This window comes from Pseudomonas sp. MIL9 (assembly GCF_016887925.1).
Lineage (GTDB): Bacteria > Pseudomonadota > Gammaproteobacteria > Pseudomonadales > Pseudomonadaceae > Aquipseudomonas > Aquipseudomonas mohnii.
This window is the reverse complement of record NZ_JAFEHE010000025.1, coordinates 70,543-96,034: the sequence shown is the minus strand read 5'-3', so window position 1 is coordinate 96,034 and position 25,492 is coordinate 70,543. Positions and strand designations below refer to the sequence as shown.

The following is a 25,492-nucleotide window of genomic DNA, read 5'->3' as shown; positions in this document are numbered from 1 at the left end:
CACTGTAAACTGGCCGCCCGGTTTCGACCGACCCTTTACCCCTCGAGCAAGAGTTTCCCATGGCCAATCAAGACATCACCTTCGTTCCTGACCCCGATGCCGATTCCATCTCCTCCGACGTTGCCGGTTTTGGCGGCCTGCTGGTCTCCACCCAGATCCCTACCCGCGCGGACGGCAGCCTGGAGCTGGGCGACATCACCCTCCAGAGCGAATGCACCCTGCAGGCGCTGAAGGTTGCGCTGGAGCGTGCCGGCAGCTCCATGGACCGGGTTCTGCACCTGACCATCTACCTCACCGACATGGCCGACCGCGCCGCCTTCAACGAGGTTTACCAGCGCTTTTTCGCCAAGCCATGGCCGGTACGCGCCGCCGTTGGCGTGGCCGCCCTGGCGGTCGAAGGCATGCGCGTGGAAGTCACCGCGATGGCCGCCAAGGGCTGAAAACACCCCATGTGGGAGCGAGCCTGCTCGCGATAGCGGTGTGACAGTCAGCACCGTTGACGACTGATAAGCAGCCATCGCGAGCAGGCTCGCTCCCACAAAGAACTCAGGCCAATCCGTTCAGGCAGGCGCCATCGGGCAGCCTGTGGGTGCCGGTCAAGGGTTTCGCCGCTACAATGCGTGCCTTGATCGTGACAGGCCAGACTAAAAACACATGTCCCTACCCAAGCATCACCTCGAATTGCTCAGCCCCGCCCGCGACGTCGCCATCGCCCGCGAGGCCATTTTGCATGGCGCCGACGCCGTGTACCTGGGGGGGCCAAGCTTCGGCGCCCGCCACAATGCCTGCAACGAGGTGAGCGACATCGCCCAATTGGTGGAGTTTGCCCATCGCTACCACGCCCGGGTGTTCACCACCATCAACACCATCCTGCACGACAACGAGCTGGAGCCGGCGCGCAAGCTGATCCACGAACTCTACGATGCCGGGGTCGACGCGTTGATCGTCCAGGACCTGGGCGTGATGGAACTGGATATCCCGCCGATTGAACTGCACGCCAGTACCCAGACCGACATCCGCACCCTGGCGCGGGCGAAGTTCCTCGATCAGGCCGGTTTCTCGCAACTGGTGCTGGCCCGTGAGCTGAACCTGCAGGAAATCCGCGCCATCGCCGATGAGACCGACGCAGCGATCGAGTTCTTCATCCACGGCGCGCTGTGCGTGGCCTTCTCCGGCCAGTGCAACATTTCCCACGCGCAGACCGGCCGCAGCGCCAACCGGGGCGACTGCTCCCAGGCCTGCCGTCTGCCATACACCCTGAAAGACGAAAAGGGCGGGGTGATCGCCTACGAGAAGCACCTGCTGTCGATGAAGGACAACAACCAGAGCGCCAACATCCGCGCCCTGGTCGAAGCCGGCGTGCGCTCGTTCAAGATCGAAGGGCGCTACAAGGACATGGGCTATGTGAAGAACATCACCGCCTATTACCGCCAGCGCCTGGACGATGTGCTCGAAGACCGCCCGGACCTGGCCCGTGCCTCCAGCGGCCGCACCGCGCACTTCTTCCTGCCCGATCCGGACAAGACCTTCCACCGCGGCAGCACCGACTACTTCGTCAGCGAACGCAAGATCGACATCGGCGCCTTCGATTCGCCGACCTTCACCGGCCTGCCGGTGGGTGTGGTGGAAAAAGTCGGCAAGCGCGATCTGCTGGTGGTCACCCACGAGCCGCTGTCCAACGGCGACGGCCTCAACGTGCTGGTCAAGCGTGAAGTGGTGGGCTGGCGGACCAACATCGCCGAGCCCAAGGGCGAGTTCGAAGAGGACGGCGAGAAGCGCTACCGCTACCGCGTCGAGCCAAACGAGATGCCCAAAGGCTTGCACCAGTTGCGCCCCAATCACCCGCTCAGCCGCAACCTGGATCACAACTGGGCCCAGGCGCTGCAAAAGACCTCCGCCGAGCGCCGGATCGGCCTTTCGTGGGTCGCGCGCCTGCGTGAAGATCGCCTGGAACTGACCGCCACCAGTGAAGAGGGCGTCAGCGCCAGTGTTGCCCTGGACGGACCGTTCGGTGTGGCCAACAAACCGGAACAGGCCCTGGAGCAACTGCACGATCTGCTGGGCCAACTGGGCACCACCGAGTACCACGCCACGGACATCAAGCTGGACGCCCCACAGGCCTGGTTCATCCCCAACTCGCAGCTCAAGGCCTTGCGCCGCGAAGTGATCGAAGCGCTGACCGTGGCGCGCATCGCCGCACACCCGCGGGGCGCTCGCAAAGCCGAGACCACTCCACCGCCGGTGTACCCGGAATCGCACCTGTCGTTCCTGGCCAACGTCTACAACCAGAAGGCCCGTGATTTCTATCACCGTCACGGCGTCAAGCTGATCGACGCGGCCTACGAGGCCCACGAAGAGACGGGCGAAGTGCCGGTGATGATCACCAAGCACTGTCTGCGTTTTTCCTTCAACCTCTGCCCGAAACAGGCCAAGGGCGTCACCGGCGTGCGCACCAAGGTTGCGCCGATGCAGCTGGTGCACGGTGATGAAGTGCTGACGCTGAAGTTCGACTGCAAACCTTGCGAAATGCACGTGATCGGCAAGATGAAGGGCCACATCCTGGATCTGCCGCAACCGGGCAGTGTTCAGTCAGTGGTCGGCCACATCAGCCCTGAAGACCTGCTCAAGACCATCCCGCGCGCGCCTCACTGAGTGACGGGCGAGCACGACGCCATGGCGTCCTGCTCGCCCCCGACTCAGGCGGGGTCGCCGCGGCGGCTGGCCAGGACGATCAGGCAAGCGATACCGATCAGCCCCCACGCGACCCTGAACGTCACGCGCATGCCGCTGGCAACCGCCTCGGGATGCGCGGTATTGATGTCGACCGAATTCGATGCCAGTGCAAACACCGCGCCCAGCACCGAGGCCCCGGTGATCAGGCCGAGATTGCGCGACAGGTTGAGCAACGCGGACACCACGCCCCGCCGGTCCGGCGCCACATCGCTCATGACAACGGTATTGTTGGCGGTCTGAAACACCGCGTAACCCAGGGTGATGATGACCATGGGCGCGAGGTAGCCGCCGATGCCGAACGTCCTCGGCAGCGCCGACAGCGTGAAGCAGCCCAGCCCCAGGGCGATGAGCCCGGCGAAGGTCATGCGTCGCGCGCCGAAGCGATCGGCCATGCGCCCGGCGGGCACGCCGGCCAGTGCCGCCACCAGTGGCCCGACCGACAACACCCATCCGACCCCGACCGCCTCCAGCCCGAGCGCCCGGGCCAGATAGAAGGGCCCGACCACCAGCGTTGCCATCATCACCGTCGTCACCAGCAGGCTCATGGCCAGGCTGGCGCTCAACTGCGGATCGCGGAACATCCCCAGGCGAATCAGCGGCGCAGCGACGCGTGCCTCCACCCGAATGAACAGGCCGACGCCCACGCACGCGGCCAGCAGCAGGGCGATGTTCAACGGACCAAAGTCGCCGCGGCCAAGGGTCATGGCCAAGGCATAAGCGCCCAATGTCAGGCCCAGCAACAGGCTGCCCAGCGGATCGAAACCGCTGCCCACGGTGTCCGCCTTGCGCCGATCGGCCGGCAAATGGCGATAAGCAAGCAGCAGCGTCACCAGGCCCAGAGGCAGCATCATCAGGAACATCGCCCGCCAGCCGAATCCGCCGATCAGCAGGCCACCGAGCGAAGGCCCCATCGCGGTGCCAATCGCCGACATCGTCCCGAGCAAACCCATGGCGCTGCCGGTCTTCTCCTTGGGCACGGTCTCGCTGACGAAGGCCATGGTCAGGGCCATCATGATCGCCGCGCCCAGGCCTTGCAGGACCCTCGCGCCGATCAACTGGCCGAGGGTCGGTGCCAGGCCACATAAGGCCGAAGCCAGGGTGAACACGCCGATCCCGCCCAGGAGCAGGCGCCGCCGTCCGACCAGATCGCCGAGCCGGCCGACGCTGACGATCAGCGTGGTGATGGCCAGCAGATACGCGAGGACGATCCATTGCACCTGCTGAAAGGAGGCCTCGAACACCTGGGCCAGCGTCGGCAAACCCACGTTGGCGATGCTGGTGCCGAGGGCGGACAGCAGCATCGACATTGACAGGCTGGCCAGCGCCCACCTGACGGATCCTGTTCGTTGCGCGCCCTCTGTCATTGTCGTTGCGGAATTCATGGGGTCCCCCTGTCGTGGCCACTCCCGATTGGAGCTATCGGAAATCTACGCCCACGCCTAACATGGCGGAAGACGCACCCTTTGCACTCAATACATGCGTTCAACGCCCTATAAGCTCGCCACGAGGCATTGCATGTCCAGCGCCGATTTCAACTTGCTGATCACCCTTGATGTGCTGCTGGCAGAAGGCAGCGTGGCCCGCGCCGCCAAGCGCTTGCGCCTGAGTCCGTCGGCGATGAGCCGGGCGCTGGCGCGATTGCGCGAGACCACTGGCGATCCGCTTCTGGTCAGGGCGGGACGCGGTCTGGTGCCCACGCCCCGGGCGCTGGCGTTGCGTGAGCGGGTCAGTCAACTGGTGCAGGAGGTTGAAGCGGTGCTGCGTCCGGCCGAGCAGCCGGACCTCACGCAATTGGTTCGCACGTTCACCCTGCGCACCAGTGAAGGCTTTGTTGAAAATTTCGGCGCAAGGCTGATTACGCGCATCGCCGAACAAGCGCCCGGTGTGCGCCTGCGCTTTGTGCACAAACCGGACAAGGACAGCATGTCACTGCGTGACGGCACGGTGGATCTGGAAACCGGGGTGGTGGGGAAGGGCGCCGGTCCCGAACTGCGAACCCAGGGTCTGTTCCGTGACCGATTCATCGGCGTGGTGCGTTCGGGGCATCCGTTGAGTCAGGGCCCGATCAGCGCTGCGCGTTTCGCTGCGGGCCGTCACATCGGCGTGTCGCGGCGCGGGCTGGACAAGGGGCCGATCGACGATGCGCTGGAACGGCTCGGATTGGAGCGCGAGATCGCCACCATCGTCGCCGGCTTTTCGACGGCACTCTCGCTCGCCCGGACCAGTGATTTGATCGTCAGCGTGCCGGAGCGCCACACGGCCGACTTGCGCGAAGGCATGCACAGTTTCGAGCTTCCCTTGTCATTGCCTTCTTTCACCGTGGCCATGCTCTGGCACCCTCGACTGGATGCCGATCCGGTGCATCGCTGGTTACGTGAATGTCTTCGAGTGGTTTGTTCGGAATAGAAAGTAAATGGAGAAACAATAAGTTTAAATTGTTGATCAAGCGCACGTTGTATTGAGGGGGCGGTGTTAAGTTGCTGTTACTGTTTTTGTATTTATTAATTTTTTGTCATATCGACGGGTGGATTTGTTATAAAGCCCGTTTGAACTTTTCGCTTGAAGTGCGGTATACGCAAAATATCACTTGTTGCAGGCGCTAATACGGAAGTCTTCGCAAATACAGTGAATGGCGCAACGCTATCAAGGTGGCGATTCACTAGTATTGTCGATGTATTCAATAATTTATTCAATGTGATTAATTAACTTGCTGATTTAAAACAATAAAATTATTGATTTTAATGTGGCTTCAGACTGTCGCGTCGTTGGCTTGATGTAACGGGGCTGCAATGAAAGTTGGGCGGCGAAGTGCTGTTGTCGCCTATCTGGAAAGAAATCAAAATAAATCGAGCGCTTTTCTTCAGCGGTGCTAGTGTTGGTAACTTCAATAAACCGCACTTGTCGTTCTGTAGAGGACGTGCGTCATGTCGATTCCAAATCCTCGAATCGCGATACTCGGTAATAGAGTGCCAAGTCTGAATCTCCCAGAACTTGAACATTTCTCCGATATGGGCAGCTTGTTGGCGGCCCGCGCGTTTGATGTGGTACTGCTGGACATGCCCGCCGCTTATGCGGGGAAAGTGCTGCGCAAGCTGCGCTCGATTCCGCCGTATCGCTACACGCTCATTTACTGTTGCCGCGACCAGGATGGCTGGTGTGAAGCCCTGGGCGATGGTGCGTGCCCTGTCGAATCCAGTGAGATCAGGCAGCTCTGGGTAGCCTGGAAGGAACGCTTCAGGCTGTTCGAGCAGGGGGCCACCCCCGAGCGATTCGAAAGCCGGGTGTTGTCCTGGTTGTGGTTGCGCGACAACGCCCATGTGTACGCCTTGCGCGACCCGGAGGTGCCCCAGCATTACCGCTACCCGCTACTCGAAGCCCTGGCTGACAACGAGCAGATCAACGCATTCGTCTGGCTCGGCTTGATGGTGCAGCAGGACTGGCTGGAAGAGGGGGTGCTGGTCGATCGTGTTCGCCTCTGTTCAGACTGTGGTTCAGGACGGCTCAATTACATCGACGTGTGCGCCGAGTGCCAGGCCCTGGATATTTCGCGGCAACCTTCATTGCACTGCTTTACCTGCGGGCATGTGGGGCCACAGGAATCCTTTCTCAAAGACGGCGTGCTGCTGTGCCCCAACTGTTTGAGCCGGCTGCGTCACATCGGCACGGACTACGACCGGCCGATGGAGAACTATCGCTGCCGGTCATGCCAGGCGTTTTTTGTCGATGCCGAAGTGCAGGCGCGTTGCCTGGATTGCGGCTTGTCCCATACGCCGGACAAATTGCGAGTCCGCGAGGTGAGGGATTTCCGCCTGAGCGAGGCCGGGCGGTTTCGCTGCCGCCAGGAGTTCAGTGATCGTTCGGTGCAGAACTTCGGTCGACTCAACCTGCTGGGCGGCAAGGATTTCTATGATCTGCTGAGCTGGCAGATCCAGGTCGTACGCCGCTACCCGTTGCCGACCTTTTCGGTGATCGGTCTGCGCTTCGTCAACCTGGCCGGCACGTTGTCGCACCTGGGGGAACAGCGCGGCCATGCCTTCATCGACAGCGTGGCCGATCGCTTGAAGGAAACCGTACGGGAAACGGACCGCTGCTCGCGAAGTACCGAAGAGTTCTTCTGGATCATGCTGCCCCATACCGATGGCAAGGGGCTGGAATGCGTCAAACAGCGCCTGAGCCGGATCGCCGAGCTGTTTTCCGCGCCGGAGGTCAGCGACCTTTCCCTGCGTGTCGTCAGCATCACGGCGCCCGACGATCTGCTCGATCAGGAAAACGGTGAACTGCTGCTGGCCCGTTTGGCCGGTGAGTTGGTGTGACACCCATGAACCCCTTGATGGAACAACTCTACAACGCACTGGGTGGGCTTGCCGGGGCGGATGGTCTGAGCCGGCTGTTCTACATGCTCTTTCCATCGTTTCTGATTTTTGAATTGCCGATGATGATCCTGGTGATGCTGGGGGTGTTGCGCTGGTTCGCCCGTCGGCGTTCGCGCGTGCCGAAGATCACCCTTTATCAGCCCAGGGTCTCGTGCATCATCACCTGCTACAGCGAAGGCATGGACGTGCAGGCCACGCTCTTGAGCCTGTGCGAGCAGACTTACGGTGGCCACATCGAGATGATTCCCGTGGTGGACGGCGCCACCGTGAACCAGCCGACGCTGGCCGCCGTGCGCAGTTTCAACGTGGACCCGCAGTTGTACCCCAGGCGCCATTTGCGCCCGATCGCCAAATGGCAGCGGGGCGGGCGGGTGTCGTCATTGAACGCCGGGCTGTCGCTGGCCAGCGGCGAAATCGTGATGGCCCTCGATGGCGATACGTCCTTCGACAACAACATGGTCGGCGCCATCGTGCGGCATTTCGAAGACCCCGCGGTGCCTGCGGTGGCCGGCAGCCTGCGGGTACGCAACGTCTGGGGCTCCTGGGTCACCGCGATGCAGTCGCTGGAGTACCTGCTGTCGATCCACATGTCGAAGATCGGCCTGGCCGAATGGAATCTGGTCAACAACGTGTCCGGGGCCTTTGGTGCTTTCCGCCGCAGCTTCCTGGTGAAAATCGGCGGCTGGAACACCCACACCGCCGAAGACCTGGACCTGACGCTGCGTATCAAGAGCTACTTCAAGCGCCACGACCTGAAAATCCCTTTCGAGCCTGAAGCGATTGGTCACACCGACGCGCCGGCGACACTCGGGCAATTCCTGATGCAGCGATTGCGCTGGGACGGTGACCTGTTCTTCCTGTACATCAGGAAGCACAACCGCAACATCAGCCCGAAGTTATTAGGCTGGAAAACCTTTCTGATGATCCTGGTGACGGGCTTCTTTTTCCAGTTGGTGTTGCCGTTCATCATCTTCATCTACACCTTGCTGGCCATCTTCATCCTGCCGGGCATGACCCTGTTGTTTCTGTTTTCGCTGATCTATCTGTTGTACCTGACGATCACCGTGGTGATGTTCGGCGCCATGTTGTTGATGGTCTCCGACCGCCCTCGACAGGACATGATCCTTGGCCTGCTGGTGCCGTTCTTCCCGCTGTTCATGTTGCTCCTGCGCTGCTGGAGCGTGGTCGCCATGCTCAACGAAATGTTCCGCCGCGGGCATGAAGAAAGCTCGATGGCGCCCTGGTGGGTGCTGAAACGAGCCACGAGGTTTTGACATGCGTTCGATCCTTCCGGCCCTGTGCTTGCCCCTGCTGGTGGCCCTGTCGTTGACCGCGCAGGCGGCGCAAGCGGAGAAATGGTCACAGGCCAGTTATGTCTGGGACAGCGAAGCGTTGCTCGATCCCGGCCAGCGGCCGGCTGAACTGGATGCGCTGCGCAACGCCGGGATGGACAAGATTTACCTGGGCCTCAAGGCCGCGCAGATCATGGATCTGGCCACCACCCGCCAACGCCTGGAACAGTTGCTGCGGGATGCGGCGGGCAAGGGGGTACAGGTCAGCCTGCTGCTGGGCGACCCGAGCTGGATCGAACCGCCGGAACGCCATCAGCTCACCGATCTGCTGGCGAAACTCAAAGGGCTGGCCTTCATCAGCCTGCACCTGGACCTGGAAGTCGAGCAACTGGGCATGCCCGTTCCGGATCGGCGCCTGAAAGACTGGCTGGAAACCTTGCGCGTCGCCTCTTCAGTGAGTCCATGGCCGGTGGAGATTTCCAGTCATCATCGCTGGTTCGCTGACCCCAAACCCGGACAGACCTGCGTGCCCTGTGCGCTTCCCGGTGCGGGAGTGCGGCAGGTCAGCCTGATGATTTACACCCGCAACCCCAACAACAGCGCGCGAATGGCAGAGCAAATCGCCAGGCGCTGGCCCGATCTGCAATTTCGCCTGGCACAAAGCACGGAGCCGCAACTGGATGCCACGGAATCCTGGGCCGGCGCTTCGACCGAACAGTTGCAGCACCAGAGCAGCGCCTGGCGTGAACAACTGCAACCTCTCGGGATTGCCGGCATTGACTGGCAAGCCTGGCGAGACTTTCCAAAACGGTGAACCCTCATGAAGATTCGTTTTGATAGTCGTAAGGAGCTGAGCCCGACTCAGGAGCAGGGATTGAACGTGCTCTATGCACCGGGCAAGCGCACGGCGTTTCGCGTGCGCTGGTATCTGATCCTGTTTCTGGTCGCCAGCCCGTTGATCTGGCTGGGTGGCAAGCTGGCCTATGGCATGCTGATGATCGACGCGCCGGCTCAGTTGCGCTTGCCGATCATCGAAGTGCGCGCGCGGGACAGCGGTCGGGTCGAGCAACTGTTCGTCAAGGCCGGCGACCAGATCGGCGTCAATCAACCGCTGGTCAATCTCGACAACCCCGAATGGCGGGCCCGGCTATCGCAACTGGCGGCCATGCCAACCAACACGACGCCAGCACGCAATACCAAGTTGGGCGGCAGCGAGCGCCAGTTGCTCAATACCCGTATTGGTCGGGCGCAGGAGCGCGTGAGGGTGCTGGAAGATCTGGTGTCGCGAGGCGCCGTTTCGCCAGGGGAAGTGTTGACGGCAAAGTCTGAACTCGATGGTTTCAGGGCCGACCTGTTGGCGTTCGAGCGCCGGGAGCAACTGGCCAATCAGGCGCCGTTGAGCGTCGAGCGAGATGTCATTCAACAGAACGCCGAGCAGCAGTGGCTGAAGACGCGCCTGGCCGCGCTGCCGATCAAGGCCCCGCAGGGCGGGCGAGTGGCGGAAGTCATGGTCAACCCCGGTGAAAACGTCGGGGCCGGCACCTTGCTGATGCGCATCGAGCGACAGGAAGACCCGTTGCTGTGGATATACCTGGAGCCGCAGAACATCAGCTACGCCGCGATTGGCCAGGCGTTGCGCGTCCGCATGCCCAATGGGGACTGGCTGGAGGCCCATGTTGTCCAGGCAGTGGACAGCGCCGGGCGTACACCGACGGTGTTGCGCGGACCGTTCACGGCCAGCGAAATGGGCTTGCAGGTCGCCGCCCGGTTTGATCACCCGCTGCCGGCGAAGTGGCGAATCGATCAACTGCCGTTGAATGTGCGGTTTCCCACCGACTGGCAACAGATGTTCGCCGACAGCCGCGAGCTCATCGAGCAAGTGGGGGACCTGATTGCCATTGGTCGGGCATCGGCCGTCGCCCAGGAAAGTCGGTGAAAGGCCACGGCGGTCAAGCATCGCCGACCTGATGGGCGCCTGGCCCGGGTCGGCCTCTCAGACGTACTGATGGCGGCGCGCAGTCGCGGCGACTTCGGTCGCCAGCAGATGCTCGGCCAGCACATCGTTCAGGAACCGGAACTGATCGTTGAGCCCCACCACTTCGTTGTTGAAGTGATTGGCGGCCGCCGGAATCAGCAGGGCTTCGAATTTTTTGTCGAATACCAGGGTCAACACTTTACGAGACTCGAAAGGTTGCGAGTAATAGTTGTTGCCAAACACCGGGAAGCTCACGGACAGGGTGACTTCGTTGATCATGACGTGCGCTCCTCGGAGAGGACGAACCAGCCGAATGCACTCAACGTGAAGGCCGTCAGGGCCAGACAGGTCAGGAGATGGATAAGCATGATTCGACCCTCCGCTACAGGGTTTCGTGTTGGGTTGGAGCCGATCCTACGCTGACGGCGGCGGGGCGGAAGAAATTCCTGGCGATGGTGAATATCGACATAAGTGATGGTCGGTTTTTGCGGTGTTTCCGAGGGCTGGCGACCCGCCACGCTCAGCCGACAATGGCAGCCACCTATACTCAATTCAGGGGCTCTTGAACACCGAACATCCCGCTCGGAGCCGACTCTAGGAACCGCGATCTTGAACCTGCGTTGGTTGATCGTCGCCATGCTGGTGGTATTGGCCGGATGCGCCATGTCACCGCGCGCGCCGGTGGAAGCACCGCAAGTCGTGATTTCCCCCAGCACCTGGCAACAAGTGGATCGGGAGATCATCCAGGCGTCGCAATCGGCGACCGAGCAGACAAAAATCTACGCCCACGGCGCCATGGATTACTGGCGCACCCGGGTCTATGAGTTGACCGAGCAGAACTTCATTCCCTGGTTCAGCAGTTACTGGACCCAGGAATGGCTGTCGATGAAGGTCAGCTGGTACACCATCAGCGCCAAGGGCGAGCAGGACACCACGGAAAAGCGTCTGGCCGCTTATCTGCTGGAGCAGTACCAGGAAAAGGTCCTGGCGCCGGTGGCGGTGGAGATAGACCCCGATGCGATTCTCAGCCTGGCGGCAGCTTTCTACGTGGAAATTCTCAAGGAAGAACTGCAGAAAATTTCGCAACGCCATGGCGTGCCGATGGCGCAACTCAATGGCCGTATCCAGAAAATCCCGGCCATTGCCCTCGGGCCGCCACCGGCACGGGACGCCTCGCTCTACCAAGTCGTTCACACTGAACAATTGAACACCTTGCCGGCCTACGCGGCGTTGATCGACAAGATCCACAAGGCAGGCGGCGATAAAGGCGTTGGCTCGACCGACACTGCCATGGCGCCGGTGGCCAGGCGCGCCAGCCAGCGGATGGAGGCCGAAATGGCCCCTCGCGGGGCGGCCAGTGCGGTGGCCGCGGCGGCGGGCAAACTCGCCGGCGGGTTGATCACCGTGGGGGTCGCGGGGATTCGTGCATTGATTCAGAGCGCCGACCGGCCGGACAGTGAAGCGTTGATTCGCAGCAGCCTGGGCAACACTTTCGATAAAGCCTGGACCAAGCTGGTGCAGAACCCGACCACCGGTGTCATGGCCGGGACCCTGTACATGGCGGCGCAAATCGAAGGCAGCCTGGCACAGCGTGCCGAACCGCCGGTCGGTTCAGGCGTGGGGACTGTCGATTGGAGCCCGACGGATTCGACTAATCAGCAGATCCACCCATGACTCAAGGAGAACCCCCATGTCCTATGTCGATGGTTTTATCGCGGCAGTGCCCACCGCCAATCGCGAAAAGTTCAAGAAACACGCCGAAATCGCCGCCGTGATCTTCAAGGAAAACGGCGCGCTGAGCCTGGCCGAGTGCTGGGGCGATGACGTGCCGGAGGGCAAGGTCACCTCGTTCCCGATGTCGGTAAAACTCAAGGACGACGAGACCGTGGTGTTTGGCTGGATCATCTGGCCGGACAAGGCCACCCGCAATGCCGGGATGGAAAAAATGATGCTAGACCCGCGCATGAAGCCGGACGTCAATCCGATGCCGTTCGATGGCCAGCGTATGGTATTCGGCGGTTTCGAACTGTTCGTCCAGGCCTGAGGCCGGCTCCAGGGTCACTCCGCCGTCGGGGTGATCCTGCAGCTTTTACGATGGAGGATCTCGTCATCGGTCGGCCGTACCCTGATGAATTCGAAACGCGGCTCGCCTTCGCTGTAGTGCACCAGCCAGCCCCATTCCAGTTCGAATTCATCCTGGCCGGGCCTGGGCGGCTCGGCCCACCATGGTTCCTTGCTGATGATCTGGCGCATGACCCCTCCGGTTGAATCGCTCGCCTCAACTATAGACCCGTGGCGAGGACGCTTGCCGACACGTCACAGGTTGTACACTCATGCGGTCTCCCGCCGAGGTGTCCTGCATGAATGACGAATCCCGCGAACCGTTCAAACGGCTGTTTTTTGCCCTGGATTGCGCCCCCGCGCAACGCAAGTCCATCGCCCAGTTTCGTAGCGCGCTGCAACTGCGCAGCGGGCGGCCGGTGCCGGTGGAGAACTTTCATCTGACCCTGAAGTTTCTGGGTGCGGTGGCGGTGGGGCAGATTGCGGACATTTGCACGGCGGTCGCGTCCGTACGCACACCCGACGCGCGTTTGACCGTGGCGCTGGACCGGCTGGATGTCTGGCGCAGGGCAGGGGTGTTGGTATTGGCGCCGGAACAGGCACCGCCGGCGCTGTTGCGCCTGGTGTATGACCTGGAACAGGCCTTGTTGCCGTTTGGACTGGAGGATGCGCCACGGGAGTTTCGTCCGCACCTGACCCTGGCCCGCGACTATCGGGCGCCGGTGCCGGAGTCCACCTCGCCACCTGAGTTTTTCCTGCGCGCCGACCGCTTCACCCTGTTCGAATCCCGTAAGGGCCGCTACCGGGCGCTGGCGGATTGGCCGCTGGGGGCGGCGTAAGCCCCTACAGCAGACAAAAGGAATAAAAGGGGCATTGCGACGTGGGCACCGTCCTTTGTGGGAGCGAGCCTGCTCCGGGCGGCGTTCCGACGATGGTGGTCAACGATGACGTTGGGAACCTGACACCCCGCGGTGTTCTCAGGTCCATCGCGAGCAGGCTCGCTCCTACAGGTATTGCGTTGGTTTTGTATCCCGGGATTCCGTGAAGAACCAGAAAAAAAGGCGCCCGAGGGCGCCAAAATTCACCTTAACCGAGGGAGCCAGGTGAGTGATGCGGCGGTGGTAAGGCGCTGCATGAACGTAAATCGGAAAATCAGATTTCAACCAGCACACCCTACGTGTGGGAGCGGGCTTGCCCGCGATAGCGTCGTCACAGACAGCATCCGTGGCGGCTGACCCATTGCAATCGCGGGCAAGCCCGCTCCCACAGGGTGATGCGTTATTTACCCAGCTTCACCTTGGTCCAGCCCCGGGTCATCACCCGCTGCACACCGATCGGCATGTCGGGAATGGCATACAGGGTCGCCATCACTTCCTGGGACGGGTACGAACCCGGATCGTTGCGAATCGCTTCATCCACCAATGGCGTAGCGGCCGCGTTGGCGTTGCTGTAGCCGACGTTGTTGGTGATCTCGGCGATGATGTCCGGGCGCATCAGGAAATTCATGAACAGGTAGGCGTTCTCGACGTTGGCGGCATCACGCGGGATGGCGACCATGTCGTAGAAACTGCCAGCCCCTTCTTTGGGGATGCTGTAGTCGATCTTCACCTTGTCGCCGGCTTCCTGAGCGCGGGCCTTGGCTTGCAGCACGTCGCCGGAGTAGCCGACCGCCACGCAGATGTTGCCGTTGGCCAGGTCCGAGATGTATTTCGACGAGTGGAAATACGCCACCGACGGGCGAATCTTCATGAACAGCGCTTCGGCTTCGGCGATGTGTTGCTTGTCCTGATCGTTCACCGGGTAGCCCAGGTAGTGCAGGGCAGCCGGGAGCATCTCGGTCGGCGAATCGAGGAAACTGATGCCGCAGGCTTTGAGCTTTGCGGCGTTCTCCGGTTTGAACAGCAGGTCCCAGGAATTGGTCGGGGCATTGGCGCCGAGCACTTCCTTGACCTTGGCCGCATTGAAACCGATACCGATCGAGCCCCACATGTACGGGAACGCGTGGCTGTTGCCAGGGTCGCTGGCGGAGGCGTTCTTCAGCAGGACCGGATTGAGGTTTTTCCAGTTCGACAGCTTGGATTTATCCAGTTCCTGATAGACCCCGGCCTTGATCTGCTTGGCCAGGAAACTGTTGGACGGTACGACGATGTCGTAACCGGATTTACCCGCCAGCAGGCGTGCCTCAAGGGTTTCGTTACTGTCGAACACATCGTAGGTCACCTGGATGCCGGTCTCGTCTTCGAACTTCTTGACGGTGTCCGGGGCAATGTAATCCGACCAGTTGTAGACGCGCAGTACCTTGTCATTGGCCTGGGCGCCGGTGGTCATCGCGCCCAATAAGGACAGTGTCAGCAGAGTCCTGCCAAGCATTTTCATCGGTACAACTCCATTTCTTTTCTTATTCAAATACACAAAACAAAAATGCAGTGGCGCTTGTGTTCCCTGTAGGAGCGAGCTTGCTCGCGATGGACGTCAACGATGACGTGGGCTGCCTGAATTAACGCGGCGTCCTTGGGTCCATCGCGAGCAAGCTCGCTCCTACAGGTCGGCGGCACTAGGCCGTCGCTTCTACCATTTTCTTCTCAGGTGCCTGCCACGATTCGCTGGCAGTCTGGTCCATCGCTTCCTGGATCGCCCGCTTGCGGGTGGCTTCGGCACGGCGGCTGAAGTACCAGACCATGAAGGTCACGATCGAGACCGCCAACAGGATCAGGCTGGCCACGGCGTTGATCTCGGGCTTCACGCCCAGGCGCACCGCCGAGAACACTTCCATCGGCAGGGTCGTGGAACCCGGGCCGGAGACGAAGCTCGCCAGTACCAGGTCATCCAGCGACAGGGCGAACGACATCATGCCGCCGGCTGCCAGGGAGGGCGCGATCATCGGAATGGTGATCAGGAAGAACACCTTGAACGGCTTCGCACCCAGGTCCATGGCCGCTTCTTCGATGGACAGGTCCAGCTCGCGAAGGCGCGCGGAGACTACCACTGCCACGTAGGCGGCACAAAACGTGGTGTGGGCGATCCAGATCGTCACGATGCCGCGTTCCATCGGCCAACCGATCAGCTGCGCCATGGCCACGAACAGCAGCAACAGCGACAGACCGGTGATCACTTCCGGCATCACCAGCGGTGCGGTGACCAGGCCGCCGAACAGCGTGCGACCCTTGAAGCGGGTGACGCGGGTCAGGACGAACGCCGCCAGTGTTCCCAAAGCCACGGCCGCCAGCGCGGTGTAGCAGGCGATCTCAAGCGAACGCACCACCGAACCCATCAACTGGGTGTTGTCGAGCAGGCCGGCGTACCACTTGAACGACCAGCCACCCCATACCGTCACCAGTTTCGAGGCGTTGAACGAGTAGATCACCAGAATCAGCATCGGCAGGTAGATAAACGACAGGCCGAGCACCAGCATCATTTTTGAAAAGCCGAAACGCTTCATCCCCGTGCCTCCATTTCTTTGGCCTGACTGCGGTTGAACAGCAGGATCGGCACAATCAGGATCAACAGCATCACCACCGCCAGGGCGGACGCCACCGGCCAGTCGCGGTTATTGAAGAACTCTTGCCACAGCACGCGGCCGATCATCAGGGTCTCGGGACCGCCAAGCAGTTCCGGGATCACGAACTCGCCCACCACAGGAATGAACACCAGCATGCAACCGGCGATGATGCCGTTCTTGGCCAGCGGCACGGTGATTTTCCAGAAGCTGTTGAAGGTGCTCGAACCCAGGTCCGAAGCGGCTTCCAGCAAGCTCTGGTCGTGCTTCACCAGGTTGGCGTACAGCGGCAGGATCATGAACGGCAGATACGCATACACCACGCCTATATAGACGGCGGTATTGGTGTTGAGGATCTCGATCGGGTGCGACGTCAGCCCGGTCCACATCAGGAACGCGTTGAGCAAACCGTTGTTGCTGAGGATGCCCATCCATGCGTAGACGCGGATCAGGATCGCGGTCCAGGTCGGCATCATGATCAGCAGCATCAGGACGTTTTGCGCTTCCTTGCTCGCCTTGGTAATGGCGTAGGCCATCGGAAAACCGATCACCAGGCACATCAGTGTGCTGAACAGCGCGACCTTCAACGACCCCAGGTAGGCGGACAGGTACAGCTCATCTTCGCCCAGCAAGGTGTAGTTGCCGATGTTGAGCAACAGCTGGAATTTCTGCTCGGCGTAGGTGTAGATCTCCGAGTAGGGCGGAATGGCCAGGGCCGCTTCCGAGAAGCTGATCTTCATGACCAGGAAGAACGGCAACAGGAAGAACAGGCACAGCCACAGGAAAGGAATCCCGATGACGAGTTTTCGTCCGCTGGGCACCAGGCGCAGGAATTGCTGATTGAAGGTTCTCATGCGCGCAGTACCACGCCGCTGTCGTCTTCCCACCACACGTAGACCTGATCGTCCCAGGTCGGGCGTGCGCCACGGCGTTCGGCGTTGGCCATGAACGACTGCACAATCTTGCCGCCAGGCAACTCCACGTAGAACACCGAGTGGCCACCGAGGTAGGCGATGTCATGCACCTTGCCGCTGGACCAGTTGTAGCGGGCCTCTGGCTTGGTGGTGCTGACCAGCAGTTTTTCCGGGCGGATGGCGTAGGTGATCGACTTGTCCTGCACCGAAGTGCTGACGCCGTGACCGACGTAGATCTTCTGTTCCAGGTCCGGGCTGTGAATGATCGCGTAACCTTCCAGGTCTTCGACGACGGTGCCTTCGAAGGCGTTCACGTTGCCGATGAATTCGCAGACCATGCGGCTGACCGGCGCTTCATAGATGTCCACCGGGCTGCCGATCTGGGCGATCCAGCCCAGGTGCATGATGGCGATGCGCTGGGCCATGGTCATGGCCTCTTCCTGGTCGTGGGTCACCATCACGCAGGTCACGCCCACGCGCTCGATGATTTCCACCAGCTCCAGCTGCATCTGCGAACGCAGCTTTTTATCCAGTGCGCCCATCGGTTCGTCGAGCAACAGCAGCTTCGGCCGCTTGGCCAGGGAACGGGCCAGGGCCACGCGCTGACGCTGTCCGCCGGACAACTGATGGGGTTTGCGCCTGGCGTATTGGGTCATGTGCACCAGGCGCAGCATTTCTTCCACGCGGGCGTCGATTTCCGCGGCGGGCAAACGGTCCTGCTTGAGGCCGAAGGCGATGTTCTGCGCCACGGTCATGTGCGGGAACAGCGCGTAGGACTGGAACATCATGTTGATCGGCCGCTCGTAGGGCGGCATGTCGGTGATGTCGACACCGTCGAGCAGGATCCGGCCTTCGGTCGGCCGCTCGAAGCCGGCGAGCATGCGCAGCAGCGTCGATTTACCGGAGCCGGAGCCACCGAGCAGGGCAAAGATTTCGCCCTGATGGATTTCCAGGGACACATCGTCCACAGCGGTGGTTTCGTCGAATTTCTTGGTGACGCGGTCGACTTTCACCAACACCTTTTTCGGTGCCTGGTGACCTTCAAGAGCCTTCCTGTAGATGCTGGAGGCGTTTGCCATTTGAAACTCCCAACAGGTTTCAGTCGTCGGGCCAACGCGGCCTGACTTAATAGTTGATTGCAAACCCGTATCGGGGACTTCGCTCAGAACGCGCTCCCACATGGAATTGCATTTGCTGATCGAACTCACCCATACCGCTCGGGTTTATTCGGCGACGCCGTCCTGGCTGCCTTGGTAGTGCTTGTTGTTATTGCAGTGTGTTGTTGTCGTGAGGGACCGGCGCGCACAAGCGCGCCCGCCTGACTCACGGGGGCAGTGAAATCGTTGAATCGTGTTTGGGTTCGTCAGTCAGCGCCCATGACGCAGCGCCGCCCGTTGCCGGCACGCGTCGCCAAACGCCTGGAAAATGCTCAAGTAAGGCGGATTCGACAGCACCTGCCATTCCGGGTGCCATTGCACGCCGAGGGCGAAGGCCTTGCTGTGCTCGACCGAGATCGCTTCGATCAAGCCGTCCGGCGCGAGCGCTTCGGCGCGCAGGCCGGGGGCGAGTCGGTCGATGCCCTGGCTGTGAATCGAATTGACCTGGAATTGCGTGGGCAGGTCCAGCGCCTGGAACACGCCGCCCGGTTGCACGTCGACTGTGTGCGCCGGTGCGTATTGCACCGCCAGGTCAGGGTGGTTGGCTTCGCGATGATCAAGGAAGCCGGGCAGTTCATGGACCTTCTGATGCAGGCTGCCACCGAACGCCACGTTCATCTCCTGGAAGCCACGGCAGATGCCGAGCACCGGGACGCCAGCCGCGATGGCCGCACGAATCAGGGGAAGGGTGGTGCGATCCCGCTGGGGATCGTGTTCCGTGCCGGGAGCGCTGTCCGGGCCTTGATAGTGGAAGGGTTCCACGTTCGAAGGCGAGCCGGTCAGCAACAGACCGTCGAGCTGCGGCAGCAGGTCCTCGATTTCGGTCAGTTCAGCCAGGGAAGGAATGACGACGGGCAGCCCCAGTGCCGCAACGCTGACAGCACGCAAGTACTTGTCGCCGCTGACATGGTAGGGGTGCAGGCCAATCTGTTTGACGCATGCAGTAACGCCGATCAATGGCTTGAATGCCATTTTTATCACCTCGAAGTTTCACACTTGAACGAGCTTTTCCGGAGCTTAGCCTTGTTGATTTTAATTAACAACTCTCATGTAAAAAATTCTAAACGCCGTACGTCTGAAGATCAGGATTTACCTGCGCTCGAGGGATGATATGGCACTCTCGTGCCGCTGAGAGGCCCTAAAATAAACGCTGAAAGGCTGAGTGTTCGCTATTGACTTCACTTTGCCTTTCGGATTGACTGGGCTCGTGAAAGGGCGGTGAACATAATAATTAACAGTAAAAAATAGGTGCATCATGTCGGTCCCTCTGCGTACCGTTCAACTCAACGAAGCAAACGCATTCCTTAAGAAATATCCTGAGGTTTTGTACGTCGACCTTCTGATTGCGGATATGAACGGTGTGGTGCGCGGCAAGCGCATCGAACGCACCAGTCTTCATAAGGTTTACGAGAAAGGCATCAACCTGCCGGCGTCGCTGTTCGCGCTGGACATCAACGGCTCGACGGTGGAAAGCACCGGCCTGGGCCTGGATATCGGCGACTCTGACCGAATCTGCTACCCGATCCCCGGCACCCTGAGCATCGAGCCTTGGCAGAAGCGCCCGACCGCGCAACTGTTGATGACCATGCACGAGCTGGAAGGCGAGCCGTTCTTCGCTGACCCGCGTGAAGTGTTGGCCAATGTCGTGCGCAAGTTCGACGACCTCGGCCTGACCATTTGCGCCGCGTTCGAACTGGAGTTCTACCTGATCGACCAGGACAACGTGAACGGTCGTCCGCAGTCGCCACGTTCGCCGGTATCCGGCAAGCGTCCGATGTCGACCCAGGTGTACCTGATCGACGACCTCGACGAATACGTCGACTGCCTGCAGGACATCCTCGAAGGCGCGAAAGAGCAAGGCATCCCGGCCGACGCCATCGTCAAGGAAAGCGCCCCGGCGCAGTTCGAAGTGAACCTGCACCACGTGTCCGACCCGATCAAGGCGTGCGACTACGCGGTCCTGCTCAAGCGTCTGGTGAAGAACATCGCCTACGACCACGAGATGGACACCACCTTCATGGCCAAGCCGTATCCGGGCCAGGCAGGTAACGGTCTGCATGTCCACATCTCGATTCTCGACAAAGAAGGCAAGAACATCTTTGCCAGCGAGGATCCCGAGCAGAACGCCGCACTGCGTCACGCGATCGGCGGTGTGCTCGAGACCCTGCCGGCGCAGATGGCCTTCCTCTGCCCGAACGTCAACTCCTACCGTCGTTTCGGCGCACAGTTCTACGTGCCGAACTCGCCGAGCTGGGGCATCGACAACCGTACCGTGGCAGTGCGCGTACCGACCGGTTCGGCAGACGCCGTGCGCATCGAACACCGCGTGGCCGGTGCCGATGCCAACCCGTACCTGCTGATGGCCTCGGTCCTGGCGGGCGTGCACCACGGTCTGACCAATCAGATCGAACCGGGCGCCCCGGTGGAAGGCAACAGCTACGAGCAGAACGAACAGAGCCTGCCGAACAACCTGCGCGACGCACTGCGCGAGCTGGACGACAGCGAAGTCATGGCCAAATACATCGACCCGATGTACATCGACGTGTTCGTGGCGTGCAAGGAAAGCGAGCTGGCCGAGTTCGAGAACTCCATCTCCGACCTTGAGTACAACTGGTACCTGCATACCGTCTGACGGGCAGAACCCAATGCAACACCTGTGGGAGCGAGCCTGCTCGCGATAGCGGTGGATCAGTCGGCATTAATGCCGTCTGACATCCCCCATCGTCGGAACGCCGCCCGGAGCAAGCTCGCTCCCACAGGGGACTGCATTTCAATGCCTTGATTGGCTGGCATTCAGCCCGAGACCACCTATTCCCCTGCGTCGAGTCACAACAATGACAATTACTCGCAGCGACTGGGAGCAACGCTTCCAGTCCCTAACCATCGAAAGCCGCGCCTTCATCGACGGCCAGTACTGCGCGGCCGCCAGTGGCGCCACGTTCGAATGCATCAGCCCGGTGGACGGTCGCTTTCTGGCGAACGTCGCCAGCACCGACGAAGCCGATGCCAACGCCGCCGTCGCCGTTGCCCGCCGGACTTTCGAGTCCGGCGTCTGGTCCAGGCTGGCCCCGGTCGAGCGCAAGCGCATCCTGATCCGTTTCGCCGATCTGATCCTGGCCAACCAGGAAGAACTGGCGCTGCTCGAAACCCTCGACATGGGCAAGCCGATCAGCGACTCCATGAGCATCGACATTCCGGCGACCGCCAACGCGATCCGCTGGACCGCCGAAGCCATCGACAAGATCTACGACGAAGTCGCCGCCACGCCCCATGATCAACTCGGCCTGGTCACCCGTGAACCGGCAGGTGTGGTCGCGGCCATCGTGCCGTGGAACTTCCCGCTGATCATGGCCAGCTGGAAGTTCGCCCCGGCCCTGGCGGCGGGCAACTCGTTCATCCTCAAGCCTTCGGAAAAGTCGCCATTGACGGCGATCCGCATCGCGCAACTGGCGCTGGAGGCGGGCATCCCCAAAGGCGTGTTCAACGTCCTGCCGGGCTTCGGCCACACCGTCGGCAAGGCGCTGGCGCTGCACATGGACGTCGACGTGCTGGCCTTCACCGGCTCCACGGCGATCGCCAAGCAACTGATGATCTACGCCGGGCAGAGCAACATGAAGCGCGTCTGGCTGGAAGCCGGCGGCAAGAGCCCGAACGTGGTCTTTGCCGACGCGCCGGACCTGCGCGCAGCCGCCCAGGCGGCAGCCAGTGGTATCGCCTTCAACCAGGGCGAAGTCTGCACCGCCGGCTCGCGCCTGCTGGTGGAGCGTTCGATCCGCGATCAATTCATCCCGCTGCTGGTCGAAGCCCTGCAAGCCTGGAAACCGGGGCATGCGCTCGATCCTTCGACCACCGTCGGCGCCGTGGTCGATCAGCGTCAGCTGGACAATGTGCTGCGCTACATCGGCATCGGCAAGGAGCAGGGCGCTCAACTGATCGCCGGCGGCAGCCGTACCCTCGAAGACACCGGTGGCCTGTACGTGGAACCGGCGATCTTCGACGGCGTGACCAACGCCATGACCATCGCCCGTGAAGAAATCTTCGGCCCGGTGCTGTCGCTGATCACCTTCGACACCGTCGAAGAGGCCCTGGCGATTGCCAACGACAGCATCTTCGGCCTGGCGGCCGGGGTCTGGACCCGCAACCTGAGCAAGGCCCACACCTTCGCCCGTGGCCTGCGCGCCGGCAGCGTCTGGGTCAACCAGTACGACGGCGGCGACATGACCGCGCCGTTCGGCGGGTTCAAGCAGTCGGGTAACGGTCGGGACAAATCGCTGCATGCGTTCGACAAGTACACCGAACTCAAGGCGACCTGGATCAAGCTCTAAGCCCTTTTAAGCGGCGGTCGCCTGCACGTTGCCGGCGACCCTCGGAGAAACCTATGAAACAAGCACATGTAAACAGCTACTACGCCGCCACCCGCAACTTCACCGGCGACTTCCCGGTGCTCGAAGAACGGGTGGAATGCGACGTCTGCGTGATCGGCGCCGGCTACACCGGCCTGTCCTCGGCACTGTTCCTCGCCGAAGCGGGCTACAGCGTCACCGTGCTGGAAGCCGCCAAGGTCGGCTTCGGCGCCAGCGGTCGCAACGGCGGTCAACTGGTCAACTCCTACAGCCGCGACGTCGATGTCATCGAAGAGCGCTATGGCGACAAGACCGCCGAAGTGCTGGGCAGCATGATTTTCGAAGGCGCCGACATCATCCGTCAGCGCATACAGCACTACGACATCCAGTGCGACTACCGCCCGGGCGGTATCTTCGCGGCGATGAACAAGAAGCAACTCAAAGGCCTGGCCGAGCAGAAAAAAAGCTGGGAGCGCTACGGCAACAAGAACCTGAAAATGCTCGACGCGGCCGACATCAAGCGCGAAGTGGGTTCCGACGCCTACGTCGGCGGCCTGCTGGACATGCAGGGCGGCCATATTCACCCGCTGAACCTGGCCCTCGGTGAGGCTTCGGCAATCATTGGCCTGGGCGGCAAGATCTTCGAGCAATCGGCGGCGGTGGAAATCACCTACGGCGAACCGATCACCGTGCGTACCGCCAAGGGCGTGGTTCGCGCCAAGTACCTGCTGATCGCCGGTAACGCCTACCTGCCGCAAGGCCTGGACAACCGCGTGACCAGCAAGAGCATGCCGTGCGGTTCGCAGATCGTCGTGACCGAGCCGTTGACCGAGCAACAGGCGCGCAGCCTGATCAAAAACAACTACTGCGTCGAAGACTGCAACTACCTGCTCGACTACTACCGCCTGACCGCCGACAACCGCTTGCTCTACGGCGGTGGCGTGGTTTACGGCGCCCGCGAGCCCAATGACATCGAGCAACTGATCCGCCCGAAAATCCTCAAGACCTTCCCGCAATTGAAAGACGTGAAGATCGATTACCGCTGGACCGGCAATTTCCTGCTGACCATGTCGCGCATGCCGCAATTCGGCCGCATCGAGAAAAACGCCTACTACATGCAGGGCTACAGTGGCCACGGCGTCACCTGTTCGCACCTGGCCGGCAAACTGATCTCGGAAATGATCCGCGGCGACGCCGAACGCTTCAACGCGTTCGCCTCGTTGCCACACATGCCAATGATCGGCGGGCGCACCTTTTCGGCACCGCTCACCGCCATGGGCGCCGTGTATTACTCGCTGCGCGACCGTTTCGGCATCTAAGCTTTACCTCGCCGGCGACCACCCCAAAAGGTGTCGCCGGCTTTTTAACCTGTGGGAGCGAGCCTGCTCGCGATGGCGTCAGCTCAGCCAACATCGAAGTCGCCTGACACACCGCAATCGCGAGCAGGCTCGCTCCCACAGTGTGTACTGCATCAAGGTATAGGCCATTTTCGACCACCGTTTATCGAACCTGCTGAGCAACACCAACAAACGTGATTTAATAGCCGCCTTTCACGGTTCAGGGACAGGGAAAACGGCAGGATCCGCGCCTGTTTTCCACCCCCATTACCCTTAAGTCGTTCTTGCATAAGGCTGTCATGGATACGGGTTCTCGACTCAAATTAGTACGCGAAAGCTACAAACTGTCCCAGCGCGAGCTGGCCCGGCGTAGCGGCGTCACCAATGCCACCATCTCCCTGATCGAACAGAATCGCGTCAGTCCTTCCGTCAGCTCGCTGAAAAAGCTGCTCGAAGGCATTCCCATGTCCCTGGCGGACTTCTTTACCTTCGATCAACCCCCGCGCGAGCATCAATACGTGTTCCGCGCCAACGAACAGCCAGACCTGGGCCGTAACGGCCTGCGCCTGCTGCTGATCGGCGCCTCCGTGCCGAGCCGGCAGATGCGTCTGCTGCGCGAGCAATACGCGCCGGGCGCCAGCTCCGGGGAAGAACCGATTGTGCATTCGGAAGGCGAAGAGTGCGGGCTGGTGACGCGGGGAACGGTTGAGCTGACCGTGGATGGGCAGATCAGCGTGCTCAACGCCGGGGATGGCTATTACTTCCCGACGACCTTGCCCCATCGATTCCGCAATATCGGGGCGGATGAGGCGGAGATCATCAGCGCGAACACGCCAGCGAACTTCTGACAGCGGCGGGATGGTTTAGCTACGTATTCCCTTCTGAGCCGGCTTGCTGGCGATGGCGGCCTCACGGCTGGCGTGGTTTTTTCGCGTCGGCACTGTCCCTGTGGGAGCTGGCTTGCCAGCGATGGCGGCCTTACAGCCGACCATTTTCTTCCTGACGTACACATTCCCCTGTGGGAGCTGGCCTGCCAGCGATGGCGGCCTGACAGCCGACCATTTTCTTTCTGGTGTACATATCCATTGCTGCTGTAACGGCCACCTAGGGTTCCGCCCTGACGGCGGGTCACTTGGAAAAACGGAGCGCCGCGCGAGGCGAGCTAACGCTCGACCTCGTTGTTGGGTATACGCATGCGTTGAACAACACACGTGTAGCTTGCTCACTATCCCTTCGGCACCTCAAACCCACGCTGCTCAATCACCCGAAACACATCGCTCACATCCTGGACCATGATCCGGGCGATGTTGGTGATGGTGTTGATGTCGTTCTCGGCGGAGTCGGGGAGGCTGGTGCAGGCCATGAGGTGCAGATATTGGAGGACGGCGTTGAGGCGTTCGCTGACGCAGTTGTGCAGTTCGCGCAGCGGGGCGTCGCTGTCGATGAGCAGGACGGGGTAGTGGGTGGCGAATTGGGACATGGGGGTGAATCGACGGGGTGGGTGTTGATTCGACATGGTGATAATCCTGATAAAAAAAGAATTGCCACCTTTCTGCTGCGAAACAAATGGGTGGCAGCTGTGCGCGGGTTCGCAGACCGGGGACCCACACCAAAAACCCGGCAGACCCGAAGGTCTCCCACACACAACCGCCATGAAACTAATGCAACCAAAAGCGGCCGCATCATGCCTGACGGTTCTTCGGTGTCAATCCAGAGGGCTGCGAAACCCATCGCTATTTGTGTCAGCGGCGAGGCGAATATAGGCGCCCATTTTCATGCTCACAACCGGGCTGTAGGACGCTTTGGCGAGC

Annotated in this window: 23 protein-coding genes; 14 read left to right on the top strand and 9 right to left on the bottom strand. The window is 61.1% G+C overall.

The genetic code is table 11. The annotated features are described in order from the left end of the window. Positions 1 to 59: 59 nt before the first annotated feature. Together JQF37_RS24865 and JQF37_RS24860 are read left to right on the top strand one after the other, a co-directional pair. On the top strand, positions 60 to 440 hold the full coding sequence (locus JQF37_RS24865; RefSeq protein ID WP_090320103.1) for a RidA family protein: 381 nt from the start codon (positions 60 to 62) through the stop codon (positions 438 to 440). 214 nt (positions 441 to 654) lie between these two features. Next, positions 655 to 2,652 (top strand): U32 family peptidase, encoded by a 1,998-nt coding sequence (locus JQF37_RS24860; protein WP_130208992.1) that lies wholly within the window; start codon positions 655 to 657, stop codon positions 2,650 to 2,652. A gap of 44 nt (positions 2,653 to 2,696) precedes the next feature. Here JQF37_RS24860 and JQF37_RS24855 read toward each other — a convergent pair whose 3' ends face one another. Next, positions 2,697 to 4,115: an MFS transporter gene (locus JQF37_RS24855; protein ID WP_130208990.1), complete on the bottom strand. Its 1,419-nt coding sequence runs from the start codon at positions 4,113 to 4,115 to the stop codon at positions 2,697 to 2,699. Positions 4,116 to 4,248: 133 nt separating this feature from the next. Here JQF37_RS24855 and JQF37_RS24850 point away from each other — a divergent pair, with 133 nt between their 5' ends. The 5 genes from JQF37_RS24850 to JQF37_RS24830 all read left to right on the top strand — a co-directional run bounded on the left by JQF37_RS24850 (position 4,249) and on the right by JQF37_RS24830 (position 10,334). Beyond that, complete coding sequence (locus tag JQF37_RS24850; protein WP_130208988.1) at positions 4,249 to 5,139, top strand: LysR family transcriptional regulator; 891 nt, start codon at positions 4,249 to 4,251, stop codon at positions 5,137 to 5,139. 518 nt (positions 5,140 to 5,657) lie between these two features. Next, complete coding sequence (locus JQF37_RS24845) at positions 5,658 to 7,046, top strand: diguanylate cyclase (protein ID WP_130208986.1); 1,389 nt, start codon at positions 5,658 to 5,660, stop codon at positions 7,044 to 7,046. A gap of 5 nt (positions 7,047 to 7,051) precedes the next feature. Beyond that, entirely contained in the window at positions 7,052 to 8,380 is a 1,329-nt protein-coding gene (locus tag JQF37_RS24840; RefSeq protein WP_130208984.1) for a glycosyltransferase, read from the top strand. A gap of 1 nt (position 8,381) precedes the next feature. Continuing rightward, positions 8,382 to 9,212, top strand: coding sequence for a hypothetical protein (locus JQF37_RS24835; protein ID WP_130208982.1), 831 nt, complete (start codon positions 8,382 to 8,384; stop codon positions 9,210 to 9,212). Between the two features lie 6 nt (positions 9,213 to 9,218). Beyond that, positions 9,219 to 10,334, top strand: a complete 1,116-nt coding sequence (locus JQF37_RS24830) for an HlyD family secretion protein (RefSeq protein WP_130208980.1) — start codon at positions 9,219 to 9,221, stop codon at positions 10,332 to 10,334. Between the two features lie 57 nt (positions 10,335 to 10,391). Here the strand turns inward: JQF37_RS24830 and JQF37_RS24825 are convergent, their stop codons facing one another. Further along, positions 10,392 to 10,652 (bottom strand): hypothetical protein, encoded by a 261-nt coding sequence (locus JQF37_RS24825; RefSeq protein ID WP_130208978.1) that lies wholly within the window; start codon positions 10,650 to 10,652, stop codon positions 10,392 to 10,394. A 330-nt stretch (positions 10,653 to 10,982) separates the two neighbouring features. Here JQF37_RS24825 and JQF37_RS24820 point away from each other — a divergent pair, with 330 nt between their 5' ends. Together JQF37_RS24820 and JQF37_RS24815 are read left to right on the top strand one after the other, a co-directional pair. Continuing rightward, on the top strand, positions 10,983 to 12,047 hold the full coding sequence (locus JQF37_RS24820; protein ID WP_130208976.1) for a hypothetical protein: 1,065 nt from the start codon (positions 10,983 to 10,985) through the stop codon (positions 12,045 to 12,047). Positions 12,048 to 12,063: 16 nt separating this feature from the next. Beyond that, positions 12,064 to 12,417 (top strand): DUF1428 domain-containing protein, encoded by a 354-nt coding sequence (locus tag JQF37_RS24815; RefSeq protein WP_130208974.1) that lies wholly within the window; start codon positions 12,064 to 12,066, stop codon positions 12,415 to 12,417. Between the two features lie 14 nt (positions 12,418 to 12,431). On the opposite strand, the gene JQF37_RS24810 is transcribed toward JQF37_RS24815, so the two are convergent. Next, positions 12,432 to 12,626 carry a hypothetical protein gene (locus JQF37_RS24810; RefSeq protein ID WP_130208972.1) on the bottom strand — a complete coding sequence of 65 codons (195 nt, stop codon included), beginning with the start codon at positions 12,624 to 12,626 and terminating at the stop codon, positions 12,432 to 12,434. A 107-nt stretch (positions 12,627 to 12,733) separates the two neighbouring features. Between JQF37_RS24810 and thpR the strand changes: the two genes are divergently transcribed. Next, positions 12,734 to 13,273, top strand: coding sequence for an RNA 2',3'-cyclic phosphodiesterase (gene thpR / locus JQF37_RS24805; protein ID WP_130208970.1), 540 nt, complete (start codon positions 12,734 to 12,736; stop codon positions 13,271 to 13,273). A gap of 439 nt (positions 13,274 to 13,712) precedes the next feature. Here the strand turns inward: thpR and JQF37_RS24800 are convergent, their stop codons facing one another. The 5 genes from JQF37_RS24800 to JQF37_RS24780 form a co-directional block, all read right to left on the bottom strand. Beyond that, the gene (locus JQF37_RS24800; protein ID WP_130208968.1) at positions 13,713 to 14,810 is read right to left on the bottom strand and encodes a polyamine ABC transporter substrate-binding protein; all 1,098 of its coding nucleotides are present in this window, start codon (positions 14,808 to 14,810) and stop codon (positions 13,713 to 13,715) included. Between the two features lie 178 nt (positions 14,811 to 14,988). Further along, complete coding sequence (locus tag JQF37_RS24795) at positions 14,989 to 15,873, bottom strand: ABC transporter permease subunit (protein ID WP_130208966.1); 885 nt, start codon at positions 15,871 to 15,873, stop codon at positions 14,989 to 14,991. Further along, complete coding sequence (locus JQF37_RS24790) at positions 15,870 to 16,751, bottom strand: ABC transporter permease subunit (RefSeq protein ID WP_167361848.1); 882 nt, start codon at positions 16,749 to 16,751, stop codon at positions 15,870 to 15,872. Before JQF37_RS24790 ends, JQF37_RS24795 begins: the two co-directional genes overlap by 4 nt. A 29-nt stretch (positions 16,752 to 16,780) precedes the next feature. Next, positions 16,781 to 17,923, bottom strand: a complete 1,143-nt coding sequence (gene potA, locus JQF37_RS24785) for a polyamine ABC transporter ATP-binding protein (RefSeq protein ID WP_103404197.1) — start codon at positions 17,921 to 17,923, stop codon at positions 16,781 to 16,783. Positions 17,924 to 18,211: 288 nt separating this feature from the next. Continuing rightward, on the bottom strand, positions 18,212 to 18,973 hold the full coding sequence (locus JQF37_RS24780; protein WP_130208964.1) for a gamma-glutamyl-gamma-aminobutyrate hydrolase family protein: 762 nt from the start codon (positions 18,971 to 18,973) through the stop codon (positions 18,212 to 18,214). Between the two features lie 283 nt (positions 18,974 to 19,256). Here JQF37_RS24780 and JQF37_RS24775 point away from each other — a divergent pair, with 283 nt between their 5' ends. The 4 genes from JQF37_RS24775 to JQF37_RS24760 all read left to right on the top strand — a co-directional run bounded on the left by JQF37_RS24775 (position 19,257) and on the right by JQF37_RS24760 (position 24,529). After that, positions 19,257 to 20,633 (top strand): glutamine synthetase family protein, encoded by a 1,377-nt coding sequence (locus JQF37_RS24775; protein WP_090468691.1) that lies wholly within the window; start codon positions 19,257 to 19,259, stop codon positions 20,631 to 20,633. A gap of 202 nt (positions 20,634 to 20,835) precedes the next feature. Next, the gene (locus JQF37_RS24770; protein WP_130208962.1) at positions 20,836 to 22,326 is read left to right on the top strand and encodes an aldehyde dehydrogenase; all 1,491 of its coding nucleotides are present in this window, start codon (positions 20,836 to 20,838) and stop codon (positions 22,324 to 22,326) included. Between the two features lie 53 nt (positions 22,327 to 22,379). Then, a complete protein-coding gene (locus JQF37_RS24765; protein ID WP_130208960.1) occupies positions 22,380 to 23,663 on the top strand; it encodes an FAD-binding oxidoreductase in 1,284 nt (427 codons plus the stop codon). 317 nt (positions 23,664 to 23,980) lie between these two features. Beyond that, positions 23,981 to 24,529, top strand: coding sequence for a cupin domain-containing protein (locus JQF37_RS24760; protein WP_130208958.1), 549 nt, complete (start codon positions 23,981 to 23,983; stop codon positions 24,527 to 24,529). A 377-nt stretch (positions 24,530 to 24,906) separates the two neighbouring features. Here the strand turns inward: JQF37_RS24760 and JQF37_RS24755 are convergent, their stop codons facing one another. Next, entirely contained in the window at positions 24,907 to 25,197 is a 291-nt protein-coding gene (locus tag JQF37_RS24755) for a fructose-bisphosphate aldolase (RefSeq protein WP_130208956.1), read from the bottom strand. Positions 25,198 to 25,492 lie beyond the last annotated feature (295 nt).

Coding starts and splice junctions, on each gene's coding strand:
- JQF37_RS24865 (WP_090320103.1), top strand. CDS start 60: ATGGCCAATCAAGACATCACCTTCGTTCCTGACCCCGATGCCGATTCC.
- JQF37_RS24860 (WP_130208992.1), top strand. CDS start 655: ATGTCCCTACCCAAGCATCACCTCGAATTGCTCAGCCCCGCCCGCGAC.
- JQF37_RS24855 (WP_130208990.1), bottom strand. CDS start 4,115: ATGAATTCCGCAACGACAATGACAGAGGGCGCGCAACGAACAGGATCC.
- JQF37_RS24850 (WP_130208988.1), top strand. CDS start 4,249: ATGTCCAGCGCCGATTTCAACTTGCTGATCACCCTTGATGTGCTGCTG.
- JQF37_RS24845 (WP_130208986.1), top strand. CDS start 5,658: ATGTCGATTCCAAATCCTCGAATCGCGATACTCGGTAATAGAGTGCCA.
- JQF37_RS24840 (WP_130208984.1), top strand. CDS start 7,052: ATGAACCCCTTGATGGAACAACTCTACAACGCACTGGGTGGGCTTGCC.
- JQF37_RS24835 (WP_130208982.1), top strand. CDS start 8,382: ATGCGTTCGATCCTTCCGGCCCTGTGCTTGCCCCTGCTGGTGGCCCTG.
- JQF37_RS24830 (WP_130208980.1), top strand. CDS start 9,219: ATGAAGATTCGTTTTGATAGTCGTAAGGAGCTGAGCCCGACTCAGGAG.
- JQF37_RS24825 (WP_130208978.1), bottom strand. CDS start 10,652: ATGATCAACGAAGTCACCCTGTCCGTGAGCTTCCCGGTGTTTGGCAAC.
- JQF37_RS24815 (WP_130208974.1), top strand. CDS start 12,064: ATGTCCTATGTCGATGGTTTTATCGCGGCAGTGCCCACCGCCAATCGC.
- JQF37_RS24810 (WP_130208972.1), bottom strand. CDS start 12,626: ATGCGCCAGATCATCAGCAAGGAACCATGGTGGGCCGAGCCGCCCAGG.
- thpR (WP_130208970.1), top strand. CDS start 12,734: ATGAATGACGAATCCCGCGAACCGTTCAAACGGCTGTTTTTTGCCCTG.
- JQF37_RS24800 (WP_130208968.1), bottom strand. CDS start 14,810: ATGAAAATGCTTGGCAGGACTCTGCTGACACTGTCCTTATTGGGCGCG.
- JQF37_RS24795 (WP_130208966.1), bottom strand. CDS start 15,873: ATGAAGCGTTTCGGCTTTTCAAAAATGATGCTGGTGCTCGGCCTGTCG.
- potA (WP_103404197.1), bottom strand. CDS start 17,923: ATGGCAAACGCCTCCAGCATCTACAGGAAGGCTCTTGAAGGTCACCAG.
- JQF37_RS24780 (WP_130208964.1), bottom strand. CDS start 18,973: ATGGCATTCAAGCCATTGATCGGCGTTACTGCATGCGTCAAACAGATT.
- JQF37_RS24775 (WP_090468691.1), top strand. CDS start 19,257: ATGTCGGTCCCTCTGCGTACCGTTCAACTCAACGAAGCAAACGCATTC.
- JQF37_RS24770 (WP_130208962.1), top strand. CDS start 20,836: ATGACAATTACTCGCAGCGACTGGGAGCAACGCTTCCAGTCCCTAACC.
- JQF37_RS24765 (WP_130208960.1), top strand. CDS start 22,380: ATGAAACAAGCACATGTAAACAGCTACTACGCCGCCACCCGCAACTTC.
- JQF37_RS24760 (WP_130208958.1), top strand. CDS start 23,981: ATGGATACGGGTTCTCGACTCAAATTAGTACGCGAAAGCTACAAACTG.
- JQF37_RS24755 (WP_130208956.1), bottom strand. CDS start 25,197: ATGTCGAATCAACACCCACCCCGTCGATTCACCCCCATGTCCCAATTC.